This window comes from Candidatus Delongbacteria bacterium (assembly GCA_041675285.1).
Taxonomy (GTDB): Bacteria; CAIWAD01; CAIWAD01; order CAIWAD01; family CAIWAD01; genus CAIWAD01.
This window is the reverse complement of record JBAYTZ010000015.1, coordinates 18,416-36,389: the sequence shown is the minus strand read 5'-3', so window position 1 is coordinate 36,389 and position 17,974 is coordinate 18,416. Positions and strand designations below refer to the sequence as shown.

At 69.8% G+C, this 17,974-nt stretch carries 18 protein-coding genes; 1 reads left to right on the top strand and 17 read right to left on the bottom strand.

The genetic code is table 11. The features are described from left to right. Both WC326_13370 and WC326_13365 read right to left on the bottom strand, forming a co-directional pair. Entirely contained in the window at positions 1 to 468 is a 468-nt protein-coding gene (locus WC326_13370) for a hypothetical protein (GenBank protein ID MFA7332053.1), read from the bottom strand. Between the two features lie 76 nt (positions 469 to 544). Beyond that, positions 545 to 1,501, bottom strand: a complete 957-nt coding sequence (locus tag WC326_13365; protein MFA7332052.1) for a polysaccharide deacetylase family protein — start codon at positions 1,499 to 1,501, stop codon at positions 545 to 547. A 103-nt stretch (positions 1,502 to 1,604) separates the two neighbouring features. Between WC326_13365 and WC326_13360 the strand changes: the two genes are divergently transcribed. Then, entirely contained in the window at positions 1,605 to 2,135 is a 531-nt protein-coding gene (locus WC326_13360; protein ID MFA7332051.1) for a YgjV family protein, read from the top strand. Positions 2,136 to 2,150: 15 nt separating this feature from the next. Here the strand turns inward: WC326_13360 and WC326_13355 are convergent, their stop codons facing one another. From WC326_13355 to WC326_13285, 15 genes are all read right to left on the bottom strand, one after another. Continuing rightward, complete coding sequence (locus tag WC326_13355) at positions 2,151 to 2,621, bottom strand: SET domain-containing protein-lysine N-methyltransferase (protein ID MFA7332050.1); 471 nt, start codon at positions 2,619 to 2,621, stop codon at positions 2,151 to 2,153. A 13-nt stretch (positions 2,622 to 2,634) separates the two neighbouring features. Then, positions 2,635 to 3,405, bottom strand: a complete 771-nt coding sequence (locus WC326_13350) for a 3'-5' exonuclease (protein ID MFA7332049.1) — start codon at positions 3,403 to 3,405, stop codon at positions 2,635 to 2,637. 175 nt (positions 3,406 to 3,580) lie between these two features. Beyond that, positions 3,581 to 5,437, bottom strand: coding sequence for a tetratricopeptide repeat protein (locus WC326_13345; GenBank protein MFA7332048.1), 1,857 nt, complete (start codon positions 5,435 to 5,437; stop codon positions 3,581 to 3,583). Positions 5,438 to 5,543: 106 nt separating this feature from the next. Beyond that, complete coding sequence (locus tag WC326_13340; protein ID MFA7332047.1) at positions 5,544 to 7,241, bottom strand: carbon starvation CstA family protein; 1,698 nt, start codon at positions 7,239 to 7,241, stop codon at positions 5,544 to 5,546. A gap of 33 nt (positions 7,242 to 7,274) precedes the next feature. Further along, on the bottom strand, positions 7,275 to 7,841 hold the full coding sequence (locus WC326_13335) for a hypothetical protein (GenBank protein ID MFA7332046.1): 567 nt from the start codon (positions 7,839 to 7,841) through the stop codon (positions 7,275 to 7,277). Then, positions 7,828 to 8,439, bottom strand: a complete 612-nt coding sequence (locus WC326_13330) for a hypothetical protein (GenBank protein MFA7332045.1) — start codon at positions 8,437 to 8,439, stop codon at positions 7,828 to 7,830. Before WC326_13330 ends, WC326_13335 begins: the two co-directional genes overlap by 14 nt. 51 nt (positions 8,440 to 8,490) lie before the next feature. Next, positions 8,491 to 10,149, bottom strand: a complete 1,659-nt coding sequence (locus WC326_13325; GenBank protein MFA7332044.1) for a hypothetical protein — start codon at positions 10,147 to 10,149, stop codon at positions 8,491 to 8,493. 383 nt (positions 10,150 to 10,532) lie between these two features. Next, entirely contained in the window at positions 10,533 to 11,576 is a 1,044-nt protein-coding gene (locus WC326_13320) for a hypothetical protein (GenBank protein MFA7332043.1), read from the bottom strand. Positions 11,577 to 11,673: 97 nt separating this feature from the next. Beyond that, entirely contained in the window at positions 11,674 to 12,075 is a 402-nt protein-coding gene (locus WC326_13315) for a DUF2177 family protein (protein MFA7332042.1), read from the bottom strand. A gap of 39 nt (positions 12,076 to 12,114) precedes the next feature. Beyond that, entirely contained in the window at positions 12,115 to 13,089 is a 975-nt protein-coding gene (locus tag WC326_13310) for an FAD-dependent oxidoreductase (GenBank protein ID MFA7332041.1), read from the bottom strand. 70 nt (positions 13,090 to 13,159) lie between these two features. Then, positions 13,160 to 13,543, bottom strand: a complete 384-nt coding sequence (locus WC326_13305) for a DoxX family protein (GenBank protein ID MFA7332040.1) — start codon at positions 13,541 to 13,543, stop codon at positions 13,160 to 13,162. A gap of 68 nt (positions 13,544 to 13,611) precedes the next feature. After that, positions 13,612 to 14,826, bottom strand: a complete 1,215-nt coding sequence (gene nhaA / locus WC326_13300) for a Na+/H+ antiporter NhaA (protein MFA7332039.1) — start codon at positions 14,824 to 14,826, stop codon at positions 13,612 to 13,614. Continuing rightward, entirely contained in the window at positions 14,823 to 15,884 is a 1,062-nt protein-coding gene (locus tag WC326_13295; protein MFA7332038.1) for a TerC/Alx family metal homeostasis membrane protein, read from the bottom strand. The genes nhaA and WC326_13295 overlap by 4 nt, the downstream gene beginning before the upstream one ends. 132 nt (positions 15,885 to 16,016) lie before the next feature. Continuing rightward, on the bottom strand, positions 16,017 to 17,558 hold the full coding sequence (locus WC326_13290) for an SDR family oxidoreductase (protein ID MFA7332037.1): 1,542 nt from the start codon (positions 17,556 to 17,558) through the stop codon (positions 16,017 to 16,019). After that, the gene (locus WC326_13285; protein MFA7332036.1) at positions 17,528 to 17,914 is read right to left on the bottom strand and encodes a VOC family protein; all 387 of its coding nucleotides are present in this window, start codon (positions 17,912 to 17,914) and stop codon (positions 17,528 to 17,530) included. Before WC326_13285 ends, WC326_13290 begins: the two co-directional genes overlap by 31 nt. Positions 17,915 to 17,974: the final 60 nt, after the last annotated feature.

The window sequence follows — 17,974 nt, the reverse complement described above, 5'->3', positions numbered from 1 at the left end:
CTACTTGAACCAGAACCGCACGCCCAGCGCGCCGTTCAGGCCCGCTTCGGTGTCGGGAATCAGGTCCACCACGGGCACGAGCTCCAGGAAGATGTCCAGCTGCGTGTCCGGCGGATACCAGGACACGCCCAGCGGGACGCGCACGCCCAGCTTGTCCTTGCCGTCGTCGCCGGAGCCCTCGCGCAGCCGCAGGCGGCCGCCCAGTCCGTAGTAGAAGGGCAGGCGGCCCTTGATGCCGCTGTCCGCAAGCAGGCCGAAGTTGTGGATGAGGTAGTCGGCGTGCACCTGCAGGTCGGTGTCGCCGCTCAGGCTGTAGGCCAGGCCCAGATCCACGGCGTGGGTCTTGTCCAGCCAGCTCTTGGCGGTCAGCCCGCTGGGCTCGCCCACCATCACGCCCAGGCCCAGCAGTTCGGCCTGGGCCAGACCGGCGCCCGCCAACAGCAGGGCCGCAAAACGCAGGAAGTTCATCGTTCGTCCTCTTCTAAGTTGACTCCAACCTGGGGCCGGACCGGCCAGCCGCCTGTGACACAGCGCACAGCGGGCATCACAGTCCGGCGGCCGCCCGCACCCAGTCCGGGGCTTCGGGCATCTCGCCCGGCTCCTGCCCGCGGCTGAGCGCCCAGCGCTCCAGCCAGGACATGCCACGCTTGCCGATGTAGGTGTCGGGCAGCGCATAAGCGGAATCCTTCAACGCTTCATCCAGCCCGATGATCCCGTACCCCCGCCGCCGAAACATCCCCGCCAGCGGACCCAGCCGCTCGGCGTTCAGCCAGTTGGCGTGCAGGAGCAGCACTTGGGCGGGCTCGCGGCCCAGCGTGCGCCGGGCCTGCTCCTCGAAATGGACCACCACGCCCTCCATGTAGCGCAGATAGTCCGCGGCGATGGAGTCCATGGCCGCCGAATCCCGGCGTTCCCGGGCCAGATCGTAGGCGCGGGCGTGCACGTACTCGTCGTTGTCGAGAGTCACGGGCGCCACCCGGAAGCCGTGCTCCGCCAGGAAACCCTCGAAAGCCGCCTTGCTGGCGGAGTCCGGCCCGGTGTTGAGGTAGGGGTGGCGGAACCAGTGCAGGGGCCGGCCGTGCCTCTGGCAGAGTCCGCGCAGGATCCGTTCGCCCGCCAGCACGTCCAACTGCATGCTGTCCAGCGGCGTCTTCCAGAACCAGCGGTGCGAGCGCGTGTGGTTGCCCAGCTCCAGGCCCGCCGCCAGCCAGGGCTCCAGCAGCGCGGCTCCGGCGGCCGCGTCCAGCCCCAGGTCCGCCAGCTTGCCTTCGTTGACGAAGCCCACGGCCGGGATGCCCTCCGCCGCGATCCGCCCCACCAGGGCCGTGGTCAGGGCCTGCGTGTTCTCCAGCCCACGGGGCCGGGCTGCCGGCAGGTCGTCGAAGGTGAAGGCCACTTGGCGGACGGGGTCCGCGACCGGTGCCGGCCCGGCGCTCCAGGCCAGGCCGCCCAGCCCGAGCACCGTCATGAACCCCAGCAGATTGCGTAGAAACCCGCCCATTTCTTCCTCCGTGGACAGGGCGACACGGCCCGGATTGGGCCGCCGCCCGTCATTGCCGACATTGCCCGCGCCGGAACACACACTCAGCCGATGGGACCACACCTTGAACCTGGCGGACACGCCACCCATCGCCATGCTGCTGGGTCTGACGGGCGTGGCGCTCAATCTGCTCTGGCCCCTTCTGCGCGGCCGGCGCAAGATGCTGGTCCTCCAGGCCCTCTCCGGCCTCTGCTTCCTGCTGCATTACGCGCTGATCGAGGCCTGGACGGGCAGCCTGATGAACGGCCTGGCCACCCTGCAGGCCCTGGCGGCCATCCCGCTGGGCACCCGGCCGGGCTTCCGCGTGGCCTACCTGCTCACCCTGCCCGCCATCGCCCTGGGACTGGCGCTGACCTGGATGGGCTGGCCCAGCGTGTTCGCCTCGCTGGGCATGGCCGGGATTAGCCTGGGCCGCTACCAGACCCGCGTCCTGCCCTTCCGCCTGATTCTCCTGCTCACGATTCCCTTCTGGACCGGACACAACCTGCTGGTGGGCTCGCTGCCGGGCCTGCTCTCCGACGCCCTGGTGAGCGTCAGCAGCCTGGTGGGTTTGTGGATTCTGGTGCGGGAACGTCGCGCCGCCGCCGCGGCCTGATCCGACCCGGGCCGCTCAGCCGCGCCGCGTCCGCCGGGGGGCCAGCAGCGTGCCCCGGCAGCCGGGGGCGCCGCAGCGGCAGGGATAGCGGGCCTCCACTTCCTTCGTGCGCGGCCCCGTCCGTGACAGGCGGTAGTCGTAGCACAGCTCCTCGCCGGGCTGGATGGTGCGCAGGGTGCAGATGAAGATCCGCCCCTCCAGGTTCAGCGCCTCGCAGTTGGGCTCGCAGGAGTGGTTGAAGAAGCGCGCGTCGCTGCCGTCCACGCCGCCGTCGATGACGGTCCGGCGATCCACCGTGAACAGCAGCACGTGGGCCGACTCGTCGCGCTCGTCGTCGTAGCGGCGGACGGATTCGGCGGGCGAGATGCGCTCCCCGGTGTATTCCAGCACGTGCATGCCGCGCCGCAGGCGGCGCAGGGCGAAGATCCCGCGCCCGGCGATGGGCGAGTCGCGCACTTCGATGGGGGGTCGGGCAGGTCGGGGCATGCGTCCTCCCGGCTCAGCTCTCGTCCGCCGGAGTGCCCGCCGCGCTCCGCCGACGGCGGCGGAAGCGGTGCCGGGACGGCGGCTTGGGAACGGGGATCTCCACCGGAGGCGGAGGCGGCGTCCCCAGCTCGTGATACACCCGGGCGGCGGCGTAGGCGTCGTTGGCGGCGTAGAGCAGCTGGCGCTCCGAGAGCCGCGGCTCGCCCCAGTTGGACGTGGTCATGCGCCGCGACTTGTGGAACTGCTGCCCGAAGACAATGGCCACGGCGTTCTTCACGCCCAGGGAGCGGCCGTAGCCCCGGCGCCGGAAGATTTCGTCCAGATCCAGCACGGCCTGCGGACGGCAGCCCAGCCGGGCCTCCAGCTGCGTCAGGTCCGTGTCCAGGCCAAAGCCCACCTTCAGCAGGTCCGGCCGGGCCAGCAGCGCGCGCACGGCCTCCAGGCACTCGGCGCGCTTCAATTGGAAGAGGAAGGCCCCCTCCAGCGTGGCGAACTGCACCAGGTGCGGACCGCTGGAGCTCTCGCCCCGGGCGAAGGTCGGCTTGGACTCCGTGTCGAAGCCCAACCACGCGTGCCGGCTCAACTCCGCCAAGGCGGCATGGGCCTCTTCGGGCGTGGCGGGAACCCGCACCTCGTCCATCTGGAGACCCACGAAGGGCTCCAGCTGGGCCAGTTCCTCGCGGGTGGGACGGCACCAGTCCTCGCCGACACTTGGCGACGGCGGGACCGCCGCGGCGGCTGTCCGGGCTGGCTGGGGGGTGGAATGGGGTGCGGCGTGCTCCAAAACCTGCTCCAAAGGGGCCGGACGATCCGGCGTTCCGCGGGTGAGAGTCCCCGCCATCGGCTCAAGGCGTGGGTCATCTTAGGGATCGGCGTGGGGGATGTCCAGCGCACCACCGGCCCCGGAGGCTCCGGCCGCGCCGCGGGCCGCTTTGACAGCGGGCGGACGGCCACCGCGCTCAGCGGGCCTCGTCCTCCTCGTCCGGCGCCAGCTCCGGATAGAGCTTGCGCATGCAGCCCGGACAGAGGCCGTGGCTGAATTCCGCTTCCGTGTGGTCCTTGATGTAGTCGGCAACGTTGTGCCAGAAGCCCGCGTCGTCGCGGATGTTCTTGCAGCTGGCGCAGATGGGCACCAAGCCCTTCAGGGTCTTCACCTGGGCCAGGGCCGCTTCCGCCGCCTGCTTGGCCTCGTGCAGCTCCTCGAACAGGCGCGCGTTGTGGATGGCGATGGCCGCCTGCTGGGCCAGCGCCACCAGCACGCCCAGGTCCTGGGGGTCGAACTCGCCGCTGCCGCGACGCTCCCGCCAGACCAGCAGGGTGCCCAGCGACTCGTCGCCCAGGCCCAGGGCCGCCGCCGCCATGGCGTAGTCCGCCGGGCGTTCCCCTTCGTGCTCGTTGGTGTCGGCCAGCACCAGGATCCGCGCGTCCTCGCCGGGATGGTTCACCACTTCCGCCCGGCCGTCGCGGCAGACCGCCCCGGCCAGCGAGCCCTCCAGCGGCACCACCAGACCCGAGAGCTCCTGCACGTGCCGGCCCGACACGGCGATGGCCCGCAGGGACACGCCGTCGGGCTGCAGCAGGTAGATGACCGAATCGCCGGCGCGCATCAACTCCCGGCTGCGCTCGTTGATCCGCTCCAGCACGGTCTGCAGGTCCAGCGAGGCCGTGATCTCGCGCCCCATGGCGGCCAGGCCCTCCATTTCCAGGGCCTTGCGCCGCTGGCCCTCGGCCTCCCGGCGCTGGACTTCGGTCTCGTGGAGGATCTGCAGGTTCTTCACGCGCTCCTGCTCGGCCGCGCTGAGGACCTGGTTCTTCAGCTCCAGGTGGCGGCGCAGTTCGGCCAGGGCCTCCGGAATGCGTCCCTGCCGCTCCAGCGCCTCGGCGCGCAGCTCGTGGCAGGTCACGCGCTCCGGATCCATGTTCTGCCGGTCCAGCATGGGCTGCACGTCGTCCAGCTGGGCCAGCGCGGCCTCCGGCTCGCCTGCGGCCAGCAGCAGGCGCGCCAGATTGAGCTGGGCGGGGGCCAGGTTGCGCAGATCGTGGTTTTCGCGGGCCTTGCGGATGGCGTCCACCAGCAGCGGCCGGGCCTCTTCCAGCTGGCCGCAGCGCAGCAGCAGGCCACCCAGCGTGTCCAGCACCATCAGTTCCATCCCCGGCCGGCCCAGGCCCCGGGCGATTTCCAGCGCGTGGCGCGCCCAGTTCAGCGCCTCCTCTTCCTCGCCCTCCCGCGGAAACATGGCCAGGTTGTTGTAGATGAAACACTCGCCCTGCAGGTCGCCCAGTTCGCGATGCATGGCCAGGGCCTGCTGGAACAGCCGGTGCGCCGTGGCCAGATCCCCAGTGGAGCAGCAGATCAGCGCCATGTTGTTGAGGTTGCTCGCCTCGCCCGGCCGATTGCCCTCCTGCAGGCAGATCTGGTACAACTGCTGGAAACAGCCCAGGGCCTCGGAATAGCGCCCCATCAGGGCCTGGGCCCGGCCGGAGTTGCTCAGGATGATCTTCGAGTACTTGCTCCACGTGGGCAGGTGTTCGAACCGCCGGGCCTCGCCGGCCGCCGCCAGACAGGCGGGCAGCTCGCCGCGCTTGTAGTGCAGTTCGGCCTGCCAGGCGCACTCTTGTAGCCGCAGCTCGTCGTCCAGCACGGGCGCGGCCAGCGCGAACGCGTGTTCCATCTGTTCGCAGGCGCTGGTCGGATCGGCGCGCATGACGGCCCAGGCTTCATTCAGCAGGGTTTGGACTTGCTGCCGCAGCGTGGCGGCGTCCTCAACCGGAAGCGGGGTCGCCGGTTCGGAATTGGGCGGGGGGGTGGAATCCATGCTGCCTTTCCTGACGCTGGACGGCGCTGCGCGGACCTGCCGAACACGGCTGGAACATAGGGATCGCGCCCCATCAAACGGGGGAGTCCCGGACGGGCGCGGGGGTTCAGGCGGCGGACGCCGCACCCGGGGCCAGGGCCGGCGGCCGGGCCCGGCGCAGGGCGCTCCAGGCCTCCACCAGCAGCCACACGGCCAGCACCAGCAGCACGCTGCCCATCACGCCGCTGATCACCACGTCCGCCGTCATGCTCGTGCCCGCAGCCAGGGCGCGCGCGAAAGGCAGGATCTGGGTCACCAGCGCCCAGAGCGTCATCCCCAGCATGAAGGCCATCGGCAGCAGCGTGTAGATGGCGTTGCGCCCGGAGCGCATCAGCCAGACGCTCACCGCCAGCAGGGTCAGGCTGGCCAGCAGCTGGTTGGAAGTGCCGAAGATCGGCCAGGCCGCCACGTAGCCCTTCTCCTTCGTCAGCATCAGGAAGACCAGCGGCAGCAGCAGGGTCAGGCCCGTGGCCAGCAGGGCGCCGCGCGCGCTCTGCCAGCCAAACAGCTCCTGCAGGATGTAGCGCGCCAGCCGCGTGCAGACGTCCAGCGTGTCGTAGACGAAGGTCGAGAAGGCCAGCAGGGCGAAAGAGAGCGCCAGGTGGAAACTCACGCCCACGTGGCCCAGGTAGCCGGCGATGCCCTTGGCGAAAATCAGGCTGGGCTCGGCCTTCAGCGCCTCGTCGCCGGGCGCCAGGATCATCACCGTGGCCAGCGCCAGCACGGCCACCAGGCCCTCCAGCAGCATGGCGCCGTAGCCCACGGCCTTGGTGTCCGATTGCTGGCGGATCTGCTTGGACGTGGTGCCGCTGCTGATGATCCCGTGGAAGCCCGAGCACGCGCCGCAGGCCACCGTGATGAAGAGGATCGGGAAGAGCAGCTTGCCGTTGAACGCGCTGGCCAGGCCGTCCAGGTTGAGCGCCGGATACTGCGCGGGCTGACCGCCGAACAGCGTGCCCAGCAGGGCCACGCCCATCACCAGGTAGAGGAACCAGCCGCCCAGATAGCCGCGCGGCTGCAAAAGCAGCCACATGGGCAGCAGCGACGCCACCAGGCAGTAGGCCAGCAGGATCAGCTCCCACTGCTTGACGCTGATACCCAGCAGCGCGGTACTCAGACCCTCTGGCAGCTGCGTGCCCAGCCAGATGGTGAGCAGCACCAGCGGGATGAACAGCGCCGTGGTCCAGGTCAGGTTGGTCTTGAAGCGGTAGAGCAGCACGCCCATGGCCAGCCCCAGCAGCAGGTAGAGGCCGCTGCTGACGGCCACGCCCGGGCCGAAGGCCGCGTCCGCCGTGACGCTGGCGAAAGTCTGGGCCGTGATGTCCGTGAAGGCGATGATCACGTAGTCCAGGGCCATCCACACGAAGACCAGGAAGAGGATCTGCGAGGTGCGCGACATGTGCGTGCGCACGATTTCGCCGATGGAGGCTGCCTTGTTCTTCACGCTGGCCACCAGGCTGGTGAAGTCGTGCACGCCGCCGATGAACACGCTGCCGATCAGGATCCACAAGAGCGCGGGCAGCCAGCCGAACCAGATCCCCGCCAGGATCGGCCCCACGATGGGCCCGGCGGCGCTGATGGCCGAGAAGTGCTGGCCCAGCAGCATGGAGCGCTCCGCCGGCACGAAGTCCACGCCGTCGTTGAGCTCGCAGGCCGGCGTGATCTGACTATCGTCCAGGGACAGGTAGCGGGCCAGGAAGCGGCCGTAGGTCCAGTAGGCCACGGCCAGCACCACGACGGAAACAAGCAGCACGGTGACGATCATTGGGAGCCTCGCGGAATGACAAGTGGCGGCAAACTAGCAAGCCACGGGCGGGTCCGGAGTGGGCCGCGGCCGGTACGCCAGCTGGCCCAAGGTCAGCGCCAGCCGCACCCCGCTGATACCGGTCTGCAGCCAGCCCAGCAGCTGCATGTCGGCGTGTCCGGTCCGCAGAATCTGCACGCCCACGAAGAGCAGAAAGGCCCAGGACGCGGCTTCCAGCAGGAGATGGGAGAGAAGCCGTCCGACGGCGCGCAGCCGCAGCCAGCGGCTCCAAGGCAGGCGGGGCAGACGCTCCCAGCTCTGCGACGAGCTGCGGAAGTGCCATTGCGTGCCCAGCGCCGCGCCGCTCACGCCCGTGAGCAGGAGAGCCATGGACCACGCGTACCAGTGCTGGAGATAGCAGACCAATCCACCCAACAGAACGATGGCGGAGGGACCGAATATCAGCAGTGATACACGGTTCCAGTCCCGCAGCAGCCAGTCCTCCGCCCCGGGATCCGGAATCACCCGCGGGCGGGAGAGGATGCCCAGCGGAAAGAACAGTCGGCGGCCGGACTCGTCCTGGATCACCAGGTGCTGGCGGAGCTGCTTAAGACTGCTCATGGATGCCTCCTGTCACGTCACGTATGCTTCCGTCAGCTGGTTCGTCCGCCGCCGGCAGCGGCTGCGGCTCCCGGCGCGCCAGCCACAACAGGCGCCACTGGATGGCCGCGATCGGCGCCCCGAACAGAACGAGCAGGGCACCGACTTCCCAAATTTCCGATTGCGTGGCAAGGAACAAGCCCACCGGCACGACCAGCAATGTGCCCACCAGGGCACCTTTGATCGTGGCGGGAGCGGTCTGGCGGGCCCGCAAGCGCATGTGACGGCGCAGAGACAGACGCGGGACCCGCTGCCAGGTTCGCAGATCGCCGGCCAGCCACAGCCGGCGGGCGACCAGGGTCACCAGCGCCGGCGACACGAAGAGAAACAAGAAACCGAGGAGAGGTGAACGCCAGATCAGCATCCCGCCGATGACGTAGAACGGCAGAGGGAGCAGGACATCCCACCACCTCCCAGGCAGGCGGCGCAGCAGCCAGTTCTCTGCGTCCCGGTCGGGAGCAACCCAGGGCCGCAGGCAGGGGCCAAAGAGCAGAAAGAGCCGCCGGCCCTGCTCATCGCGCAGAAAGAAGCGTTGACGATTGATCTCCATCGGTCGCATGGCTAATCCAGCTCCCCTTCGTGTGACACGCCGCCCGGCGGCGGGCCGCCGCTACTTCAGAAAGAGCACGCGCCTCGTCTGCGTCCCGGCCGCGCTGCGGGCTGTCACGAAGTAGAGCCCGCTGGGCCGGGCGCCGGGTTCCCAGCGGAACTCGTGCCGGCCGGCGGGCAGGGCGCCGCGCTGCAGGACGGCCACTTCGCATCCGCCCAGATCCAGCACGCGCAGCTCCAGCTCGCCGGCCTGGGCCAGCTCCACCGTGATGGTGGTGACGGGATTGAAGGGGTTGGGCGCGGGATCGTCCAAGCGAAAACCCTGCGGACGATCACCGGCGGCCAGCCCGGCAAAGCGCAGCTCCCAGAGGCAGCCCTCCCCGCCCGTGTTCCAGGTCCGCCCGCCGTCGCTGACCTCGAAGTGCAGCTCCTCATCCACGCCCAGGGCCGCCGGATTGACGCCGCTGGCCTGCCCGGCCCACTGGTCGGCGTTCACCGTGCCGCTCCAGCGGGACTGGCCGTTGATCCAGAGCGAGACCGTCAGCGGATGGCCCGCCCCGTTGAGCAGGTTCAGGCCCACGTCGCCGGCGTTCCAGTCCACCATGTAGCCGCCGAAGGCGCCGGGCAGGTGGCCCAGCTCCTCCACCAGCCCGCAGGCGGAGGCCTCGCCGTGGAAGATCTCCACCCCCACCACGTCGGCGCTCAGCGGCAGGAGCTCGCAGCCGGAGCCCGGATCCACGGTGCAGAGGAAGTGGCCGGGCAGCGGATCCAGGGTCAACATCACGCTCACCACCTGGGATTCGCCGGCGGCCAGGCTGTAGCCGGGGTTGAGCAGGCTCAGGTTGGGACAGTCCCCGCCGCCCTGGGCCAGGCCCTCCAGCACGCCGCCGCCCACATTGGTGATGGTGAATTGACCCGTGTAGAGGCCGCCGCCCAGCTGGGCGCCCAGCTCCAGCGCGGCGGGTTCCACCAAACACTGCGGGGCTTCTTCGCCACCCAGGAAGGCGGCGCCGCCCGTGTTGTGGTGGGCGGGGTAGGGCTGGGTGAAGGGCGTCCAGGGTCCGCCCGCTTCCAGGTCCCAGGCGTAACACGCAATGCCCTCGTCCCCGCGCGTGGCCCCCACGTAGACCACGCCGTTGCCCACGGCCAGGGCGCGGCCCTGCCCGTTCTCGGCGGGAATCATCCCGGCGATGGGCACGATGGCCCCGCTGGCCGGATCGATGGAGCACAGCCCGCCGGGCGAGCCGTACTCGTCGTAGCCGTAGAGCAGGCCGTCCGCCGGGTTGAAGTCCAGCCCGAAGAAGCGCCGGCCGGAAGGCGCCAGGTTCACCACCAGCGCAGCCGCGCCCGTGGCCGGATTGATGGAGTAGATGCCCATCGGACTGGCGAAGTTGGCGAAGCCGTAGAGCGTGTCGTTGCCGTAGCCCAGCCCGTGCAGGTCCACGGCGCTGGTGCAGAGGTCCTGGGTGGCCCCGCTCAGCGGGTCGTAGCGGTACACGTGGGACGTGAAAGGCCCGTTGCAGATGTAGAGCGCGCCGTCCGGCGCGGCGGCCATGCCGTTCACCTCGAAGCCCGGGTGGTTGGTCCAGTTCACGGCAGGAAAGCCCGCCAGGTCCGTGGATTTGACGCTGAGGCCGGCCTCTTCCAACCCCAGCCACAACTCGCCGCGGGCGCCGCCGGTCGCGCCGGCCAAGAGCAACAGAACGATGAGCGAGCGCATGGCTTCCTCCCGGATGATGGGCGTGGTGTGACGGGGATGGTGACGATCCATGATATGACTGTGTAGATGATTCAGCCTTGTTCCTACAGTTGCTTGCGACGCACGCCCCCATCCCGACCTTCCCCCGCCTTGCGGGGGAAGGCGCTTTGCCTGTCCGATTCCTTCATGCAACATGACGAGATGAGATGGTGTGCGTGCGACACCTTCCCCCGCAAGGCGGGGGAAGGTCGGGATGGGGGCGTACTCCGAAGGATTCACTGTGTTCACTGGCGGAGTTTTCTAAGCGAGCATGATCCATGATACCAGCTGCCGGACGGAGATTCACGCCTGTGTGTCACCGGGTCTTCCCGTCCCGTCCGCGGAAGAGCCGCGTGGCGCAGGGCTCAGGGCTGCCACCCGTCGCAGGTGGAATAGAGATCCATGCTGGCAGCCGCCTCGTCCACCCGTTCCTGCTTGACGAGGACATATTCCTCGCCGACTCCGATGGTGTAACAGGGCCGCTCCAGCTCCACCAGACCATTGAGTCGCGGGTTGTCCGGATCCTCGATGTCGAACTCGTAGAGCCGGTAGCGGGGCTGGATGCCCAGTTCGGCCCTGCCCACCGCATAGAGTCGCGTGCCGGACACGCGGAAGTCGCTCAGACTGTAGGGTGATGTGATACAAGTGCCGCCCGCGACGGGATGGGCGGGATCCCGCAAATCCAGCGCCCGCAGCGCGTAGAGCCCGTCCACATCGTCGAGCAGGTACACGCGCTCCTGGGCTAGGGCGAACTCGCCCCCGTAGGTGTCGGCCGTTCCCAGCAGAACCGGGGATTGCGGATCCGAGATGTCATAGACCGCCAGGTCCTGCTCCCAATCCTGGCTCAAAGCGTAGAGGCGATCGCCGGAAAGTTGCAGGCTCCTGAACCAGACGTGCAGACTGGGATCCCCGTTGGGAATCAGCGCCAGCCGCGCCGGCGCCTGGGGATCCGCCACATCCAGCAGCCAGATGCCTTGCTCGTCCAGGGCGGCGGCCACCAGGTCGCCTTCCATGTCCAACGCCCGCAGTCCGGCGACGCTGTCCATCACTGCGCCCTCCTGTAGGCCCCCCGCGTCCGTCCAGCTGAAGAGTTGGAATCCCCTGTAGCCCCCGGCCACGCCCCGTTGGCCGGAGGTCGCCAAGAGGTTGCAGTCAATCAACCACAACTGGCCCAGCAGGACCGGGCTTCCTGACGCAAGGCCCAGCTGCAGCAGCCGGTTGCCCGCCCCGCAGAGGAAGCCGCTTCCGTCCCATTGGATCGAGTTGGCGTAGATGTTCTCGAAGGTGCCCGTCTGGCTCAGGCAGAAGGTCGACGAATCGTCGTCCTTGCTTTCGCAGCCCAGGGACAGGCACCAGATCAGGGCAGACAGACTGAGTGTCAGATAGGTGGAACGGGGTAGGCGGGACATGGACGGCTCCTGGCTTGGGATGGCTGTGCACAGTCTCGCTGTACAACATACACCCAGGCTGGGCGCCACACAATCCCGAATACGATGCGGCCAACGTTCAGCGGGCCGCCGTGCCGATCAAGTAGCCCACGGCGCTCACGCTGGCCGTCAGCACCGCGCCCCAGGCCAGATCCACCACGGTCAGGGCCACCGGCCAGTCCTTCAGCACGGCCTGGCTGGTCAGGTCGAAGGCCGCGTAGCTCACCAGCCCGAAGAAGGCGCCGCGCAGCAGGGTGGACTTCAGCGAGCCCGCGGCCAGCCCCGGCTGGACCACGAAGACCAGGACGCCCGCCACGAAGAGCAGGTAGAAGAGCAGGGCGGCTGTCCAGTTGGGGCTGTCGGCCATCAGAAAGCCGATCTGCCGCCGGTAGAAGCCCTTGGCCAGCACGCCCAGCCAGAGCAGGTCCAGCACGAGGAAGGCGGCGAAGGTGCCCGCATAGAGTTTGGCGAGTTGCAGCATCGTGGAATCCCGTCTCGTTGTGTCGACACCTGGGCTTCTTCAATCCGGGCGGACAGCGCCGCCCAGTTCCAGCAGGCGGGCCGCGGCCGCCCACCCGCTGCGGGCGGCGTCCTCCACCCGCGGTCCGGCAAAGGCGTCGCCGGCCAGCAGCAGCGGCGGGGATTCGCAGAGCAGGACGCAGGGCTGGTCGTGGATGGTGACGGGCCGGCTGTAGCGCCAGACGTGGAGCTGCTGCTCCAGCACGCGCCCGCCCAGCCAGGGCTCCGCGGCAGACAGCAGCTCGCGGGCCGCCGCCTCCCGGTCGCCGTCCAGGTGCTGACGGCTGAAGGCCGGGCCGGCCTGCAGGGTCAGGGCGGGAACGGTCGACACCCCCTTTTGCTGCCCGTCCACCAGGCGCGCCAGCGGACCCTCGTCCCACTCCAGCAGGCCCGGGGGCGGCACCCGGCTGGGGCCGTCCAGCCGGACCATCAGCACCAGGCCCGGTTCGTAGTCGATGTCCGTCAGCGTCAGCCGCAGGTGCGGATCCAGCGGGACATCACCCGCCGCCAGCAGGGCCAACGACTGCGGCAGGGGCGCCGTGAGCAGCACGGCCCCGGCCCGCACGCTCGGGCCGTCCTCGAGCTCCACGCTCCAGCCGCCCGCCGTCCTGCGCAGCGCCGTGACACGGGCCTCCAGCCGCAGATCCAAGCCGGCGGCCAGCTGTTTGGCGGGCGCGGTCATGGCCGGCTCGCCGCGCCAGAGCAGCAGCTCCCGGTCCTCCCCCGCGCCGCCATGCCGCCAGGGCCGGACGACGCCGCCGCCGCTCCACGCCCGCAGCAGGGCCGCGAAGCGCGGGCCGCGGGCCGTGAGGTGGTTCGCCCCGTGTTCGAACACCGCGCCGCCGAAGCGCCGGCTGGCCATGCGTCCGCCCACGCCCCGGCCCTTGTCCAGCACCAGGACCGTCTGCCCCGCTTCAGACAACTGGCGGGCGGCGGCCAGTCCCGTCATCCCCGCGCCGATCACCACGGTCGTCATTGGCCAGCCCGCTCCCTTGTATCACAGTCGATCCGCGGCCGCCGCGCCCCACCTTGTCCGGGTTCGGGAGTCAGGCCTTGTCCACACCCCAGCGACCGGCGCCCCGGCAGGCGATAAACAGGAAGAGGAAGCTGTAGAGCAGAGCCAGCTCGCCCTCGTTGACGCCGGGCAACAGGCCGGCCCCCAGCTGGAGTTTCCAGTGGAACTGCGTGTAGGCCACGGCCATGGTGCCGCTGGCCAGGAAGGCCGCCCAGCGCGTCTGCCAACCGATCAGGATGGCCAGGCCGGTCAGCAGTTCGATCAGTCCGCCGATCCAGAGCTGCGAGCCCAGCGGCGGCTGGAATTCGCTCAGCAGGCCCAGCACTTTTTGCGCGCCGTGGAAGGCGAACATGAAGCCCGCCACCATGCGCAGCAGGCTGTAGACAGGCTCCGAGTAGCGCGTCAGTTCCTTCATCGTCGGTCCTCCCGTTGATTTCACGTGGTGTGGCCGGTGGAATCGGATCCCCGGCACTCAGGCGCGGCTCAGACCGGCGCCGACCGATCCTTGGGCGGCAGCAGGCCGCGCAGCAGGGCGTAGCCCGCCAGGCCGGAGAGCAGCGAGCCCAGCAGGATGCCCAGCCGCTCCAGTCCGAAGAAGCCGGCCTCTCCCTGCTCAAAGGCCAGCGAGGCGATGAACAGGCTCATGGTGAATCCAATGCCGCAGAGCACGGCGACGCCGTAGAGCGCGCGCCAGGTCACGCCACCCGGCAGGGCCGCCAGCCCCAGCCGGACCGCAAGGAAGGAGAAGAACCAGACGCCCGCCTGTTTGCCCAGGAAGAGTCCAGCCACGATGCCCAGCGGCACCGGGTGCCCCAGCTGGGAGAGCGAGAACCCGCGCAGATCCAGCCCGGCGTTGGCGAAGGCGAAGAGCGGCAGCACGCCGAAGGCCACCCAGGGGTGCAGGGCGTGCTCCAGCCGCCGCAGGGGCGCCGCCTCGGGCCGGTCCTTGGACCCCAGCGGGATGAACAGGGCCAGGGCCACGCCGGCCAGTGTGGCGTGCACGCCCGACTTGAGCACGGCCAGCCAGAGCAGGGCTCCCAGCAGCAAGTAGGGCAGGGGCGTGCGCACGTCGTAACGATTCAGCGCCGCCAGGCCCAGCAGGCAGAGCGCGGCCAGCCCCAAGGCCAGGGCGGACAGCTCGGCGGTGTAGAAGAGCGCGATCACCACCACAGCGCCCAGGTCGTCGAAGATGGCCACGCTGAGCAGGAAGGCCTTGAGTCCCGCCGGCACGCGGCTCCCCAACAGCGAGAGCACGCCCAGCGCGAAGGCGATGTCCGTGGCCATGGGAATGGCCCAGCCCTGCCGGGCCACTGGGTCGTGCGCGTTCAGCCACAGGAAGAGCAGCGCCGGCACGATCATCCCGCCCAGGGCCGCCCAGCCGGCCAAGCTGGCCTGGCGCAGACTGGCCAGGTGGCCCTCCCGGGCTTCCCGCTTCAGCTCCAGCCCCACCAGCAGAAAGAAGACGGCCATCAGCCCGTCGTTGATCCAGAGCAGCAGCGGCTTGTCCAGCGCCAGCGGCCCCAGTTCAAGTGAGACGGGCAGCAGCAGGAAGGACTGGTAGGCCCCGGCCAGTGGCGAGTTGGCCGCCAGCAGGGCCAGCGCGGCCGCGGCCATCAACAACAGGCCGCCCGCCGCCTCCAGGCGAAAGAAGGCCAGCAGGGCGCTCTCGCCCGTCGGCGTGGGAGCGGCCGGCTTCATGCGGCGCTTCTGCGGTTGGCCCACCACGACGCGGCCACGCCGCCCGCCAGAATGGAGAGCACCAGCGGCAACAGGTAGAAGTTGAAGGAGGCGCCCAGCCAGGCCTTCAGCTGCCCGGCCGCCAGCATCTTGCCGCCCACCACCACCAGCACCAGCGCCAGCGAGACCTTCAGGTAGCGGAAGCGGTGGATCATCCCGGCCAGCGCGAAGTAGAGCGAGCGCAGCCCCAGCATGGCGAACACGTTGCTGGTGAAGACCAGGAAGGGGTCGGCCGTGATGGCGAAGATGGCGGGGATGGAGTCAACGGCGAAGATCAGGTCTGTGGCCTCCACCAGGATCAGCGCCAGCATCAGCGGCGTGATCAGCCAGGTGCCCGCCGCCGCGGCCTCCAGCACGCGGTCCGGCGCGGAGGTCTGCCCGGGCAGCTCGCCCTCCCGGGCCGCCGGGCTGCCGGCCCGCACCAGGAAGTGCTCACCGTGGTAGCGCTCGGTGACGGGCAGCAGGCGGCGCGTCCAGCGCACCAGCACGTTCTGGTTGGGGTCCGTGGCCTCGGCCTTCACCAGCAGCATCTTCAACCCGGTGAGCAGCAGGAAGACGCCGAACACGTAAAGGATCCAGTGGAAGTCGGCGATGAGCCGGGCACCCAGCGCGATCATCGCGCCGCGCATGGCCAGCGCCCCCAGCACGCCCCAGAACAGCACACGGTGCTGGTAGATGGTGGGCACGGCGAAAGCGCCGAAGATCATGGCGATGACGAAGACGTTGTCCACGCTGAGGGACTTTTCCACCACGTAGCCCGTGAGGTACTTGAGCACGGCGGTGGAGCCGTCGTTGACCACGCCGTCCACGGCGTCCGGCACCAGGCCCAGGCCCAGCCAGTGCTGCTCGTAGCCGAAGTAGACGAACACCGTGAACAACAGGCCCAGCGCCACCCAGACCGCCGTCCAGCCCAGCGCCTCGCGCACGCTGACCTCGTGGGCCTTGCGATGGAACACGCCCAGGTCCAGCGCCAGCATGGCCAGCACGAACGCGATGAACCCCAGCCAGATCCAAATCATGTTCACTCCCGATTGCCCATTGTCGAACCTTGGGTCAATTTAGAACCAATCTGGTCTCATAGACAAGAGCGTGCCCCAGGAATCGGGGCTGTTTGCACTGAAGAATCTACCGGCGCGGCGCCGCTGGACCGGTCAGGCCGGGGGCGCGGTGGATGACTCCGGCGGGGGCGGCGGCCCGGCGCGCCGGGCGATCTGGTCGATCAATCCGCTGAAGATCAACCCGTGCAGCGGATACAGGCCGTACCAGTACAGCCAGCCCGCCAGGCCCTTGGGCGCGAAGAAGGCCGTCTGGGTCAGCAGCGTCTGCCCGTCGTCGCGCCGGGTGGCGCTGAACTGCAGCCAGGCCTTGCCCGGCACCTTCATCTCCGCCCGCAGGCGCAGCAGGCGCCCGGGTTCCACGGCCTCCACGCGCCAGAAATCCAGCGCGTCGCCCACCCGCAGCTCGTCCGGATCCCGGCGGCCCCGGCGCACGCCCACGCCGCCCAGCAGCCGGTCCAGGAAGCCGCGCAGCTCCCAGGCCCAGTTCATGTAGAGCCAGCCGCGCCGACCGCCCAGTCCCGCAAAGACCCGGTAGAGCTCCGCCGGCGGGGCGGACACCACTCGTTGCCGGTGTTCGACGACCATCCCCTCGTGCGTGGTCAGGGTCACGGGCGGCACGTCGCCCTGGCTGGTGCTCAGGGCGTCGCTCCAGGCGGTCTCCACCCGGCTTGCCTCCAGCCGGGCCAGGGCCCGCTCCACGGTGGTGCGGTAGCCCACCGGCCGGATCGCCGGAAACAGATCCCGGGCCGCGCCGTCGTGGACGACGCTTTCGTTGCGCAGGCCTTCGATGAGCGGTCGCGCGATGGCGGCGGGGATGGGGGTCACCAGGTTCACCCAGTAGGAGGAGAGGCGCGGGGTCAGCACCGGCACGGAGATCATCCAGCGCCGCAGGCCGCGGACCTCGGCGTAGATCGACATCATCTCGCCGTAACTGACCACCTCCGCGCCGCCGATCTCGAGGATCCGGCCGCTGCTCTCCGGCACGCGCAGCGCCTCGGCCAGATACTCCAGCACTTCGCGGATGCCCACGGGCTGCGTGCGGACCGAGACCCAGCGCGGGCAGATCATCACCGGCACGCGCTCCGTCAGGTAACGGATCATCTCGAAGGAGAGGCCGCCGGACCCCACGATGACGCCGGCGCGGAACTCGGTGACCGGAACCCCCGCCGCGCGCAGGGCGTCGCCCGTCTGCTGGCGCGAGCGCAGGTGCTCCGAGAGGCCGGACGCGGCGCCGGCCAGCCCGCCCAGGTAAAGGATCCGCCCGACGCCCGCCACCCGGGCGGCCGCGCCGAAGTGCGTGGCGGCGTCCAGATCGCGCTGGTGGAAATCCGCGCCGCCCGCCAGGCTGTGCACCAGATAGTAGGCGGCGGACACGCCCTGCATGGCCTCGGTCAGGCTCTCCGGTTGCAACACGTCGCCGGTCACGATTTCCACGGCGGATTGCCAGGGCCGGCCCTGCAGGCGGGCGGGATCGCGCACCAGACAGCGGACCCGCTGGCCCGCCTCCAGCAGACGCGGGACCAGCCGCCCGCCGATGTAGCCCGTGGCCCCCGTGACCAGCACGGGCGCGGCGGCGCTTTCGGCGCGCCCACCGGGGAGGAGGCTCACGCGGCGGGCGGAGCGGGCGGCTGCCACAGCTCCACCCGGTGGCCTTCCGGGTCCATCACCCAGCCGAACAGACCGTACTCCGACTCCTCCACGCGCTCGTCCACCTGGCAACCCTCGGCGCGCAGGGTCTCCAGCAGCGCGCGCAGGTCGCGCACCACGTAGTTGACCATGAAACGGGCCGGGCTGGGATCGAAGTAGTTGGACGACTCCGCGAACACGCTCCAGACCGTCATGCCCGGCAGGCCGTCTGGCCGCTGCCACGGGAAGGCCAGCCCGCCCCACTCTTCAATCTGCAATCCCAGGTGTTCGCGATACCAGGCCTTTAGCGCGTCGGGGTCGCGGGCCTTGAGGAAGATCCCGCCGATGCCCAGCACTCGTTCCATCATGCCTCCCCGCTTGGGTGACACCCCCGGGCCGACCTGCGGATGCGCGGCCACCCCGGC

Excerpts from the sequence above, each read along its gene's own strand:
- WC326_13325 (MFA7332044.1), bottom strand. The coding sequence starts at position 10,149 with ATGCGCTCGCTCATCGTTCTGTTGCTCTTGGCCGGCGCGACCGGCGGC.
- WC326_13340 (MFA7332047.1), bottom strand. The coding sequence starts at position 7,241 with ATGATCGTCACCGTGCTGCTTGTTTCCGTCGTGGTGCTGGCCGTGGCC.
- nhaA (MFA7332039.1), bottom strand. The coding sequence starts at position 14,826 with ATGAAGCCGGCCGCTCCCACGCCGACGGGCGAGAGCGCCCTGCTGGCC.
- WC326_13295 (MFA7332038.1), bottom strand. The coding sequence starts at position 15,884 with ATGATTTGGATCTGGCTGGGGTTCATCGCGTTCGTGCTGGCCATGCTG.
- WC326_13310 (MFA7332041.1), bottom strand. The coding sequence starts at position 13,089 with ATGACGACCGTGGTGATCGGCGCGGGGATGACGGGACTGGCCGCCGCC.
- WC326_13365 (MFA7332052.1), bottom strand. The coding sequence starts at position 1,501 with ATGGGCGGGTTTCTACGCAATCTGCTGGGGTTCATGACGGTGCTCGGG.
- WC326_13305 (MFA7332040.1), bottom strand. The coding sequence starts at position 13,543 with ATGAAGGAACTGACGCGCTACTCGGAGCCTGTCTACAGCCTGCTGCGC.
- WC326_13355 (MFA7332050.1), bottom strand. The coding sequence starts at position 2,621 with ATGCCCCGACCTGCCCGACCCCCCATCGAAGTGCGCGACTCGCCCATC.
- WC326_13345 (MFA7332048.1), bottom strand. The coding sequence starts at position 5,437 with ATGGATTCCACCCCCCCGCCCAATTCCGAACCGGCGACCCCGCTTCCG.
- WC326_13285 (MFA7332036.1), bottom strand. The coding sequence starts at position 17,914 with ATGGAACGAGTGCTGGGCATCGGCGGGATCTTCCTCAAGGCCCGCGAC.
- WC326_13370 (MFA7332053.1), bottom strand. The coding sequence starts at position 468 with ATGAACTTCCTGCGTTTTGCGGCCCTGCTGTTGGCGGGCGCCGGTCTG.
- WC326_13335 (MFA7332046.1), bottom strand. The coding sequence starts at position 7,841 with ATGAGCAGTCTTAAGCAGCTCCGCCAGCACCTGGTGATCCAGGACGAG.
- WC326_13320 (MFA7332043.1), bottom strand. The coding sequence starts at position 11,576 with ATGTCCCGCCTACCCCGTTCCACCTATCTGACACTCAGTCTGTCTGCC.
- WC326_13330 (MFA7332045.1), bottom strand. The coding sequence starts at position 8,439 with ATGCGACCGATGGAGATCAATCGTCAACGCTTCTTTCTGCGCGATGAG.
- WC326_13315 (MFA7332042.1), bottom strand. The coding sequence starts at position 12,075 with ATGCTGCAACTCGCCAAACTCTATGCGGGCACCTTCGCCGCCTTCCTC.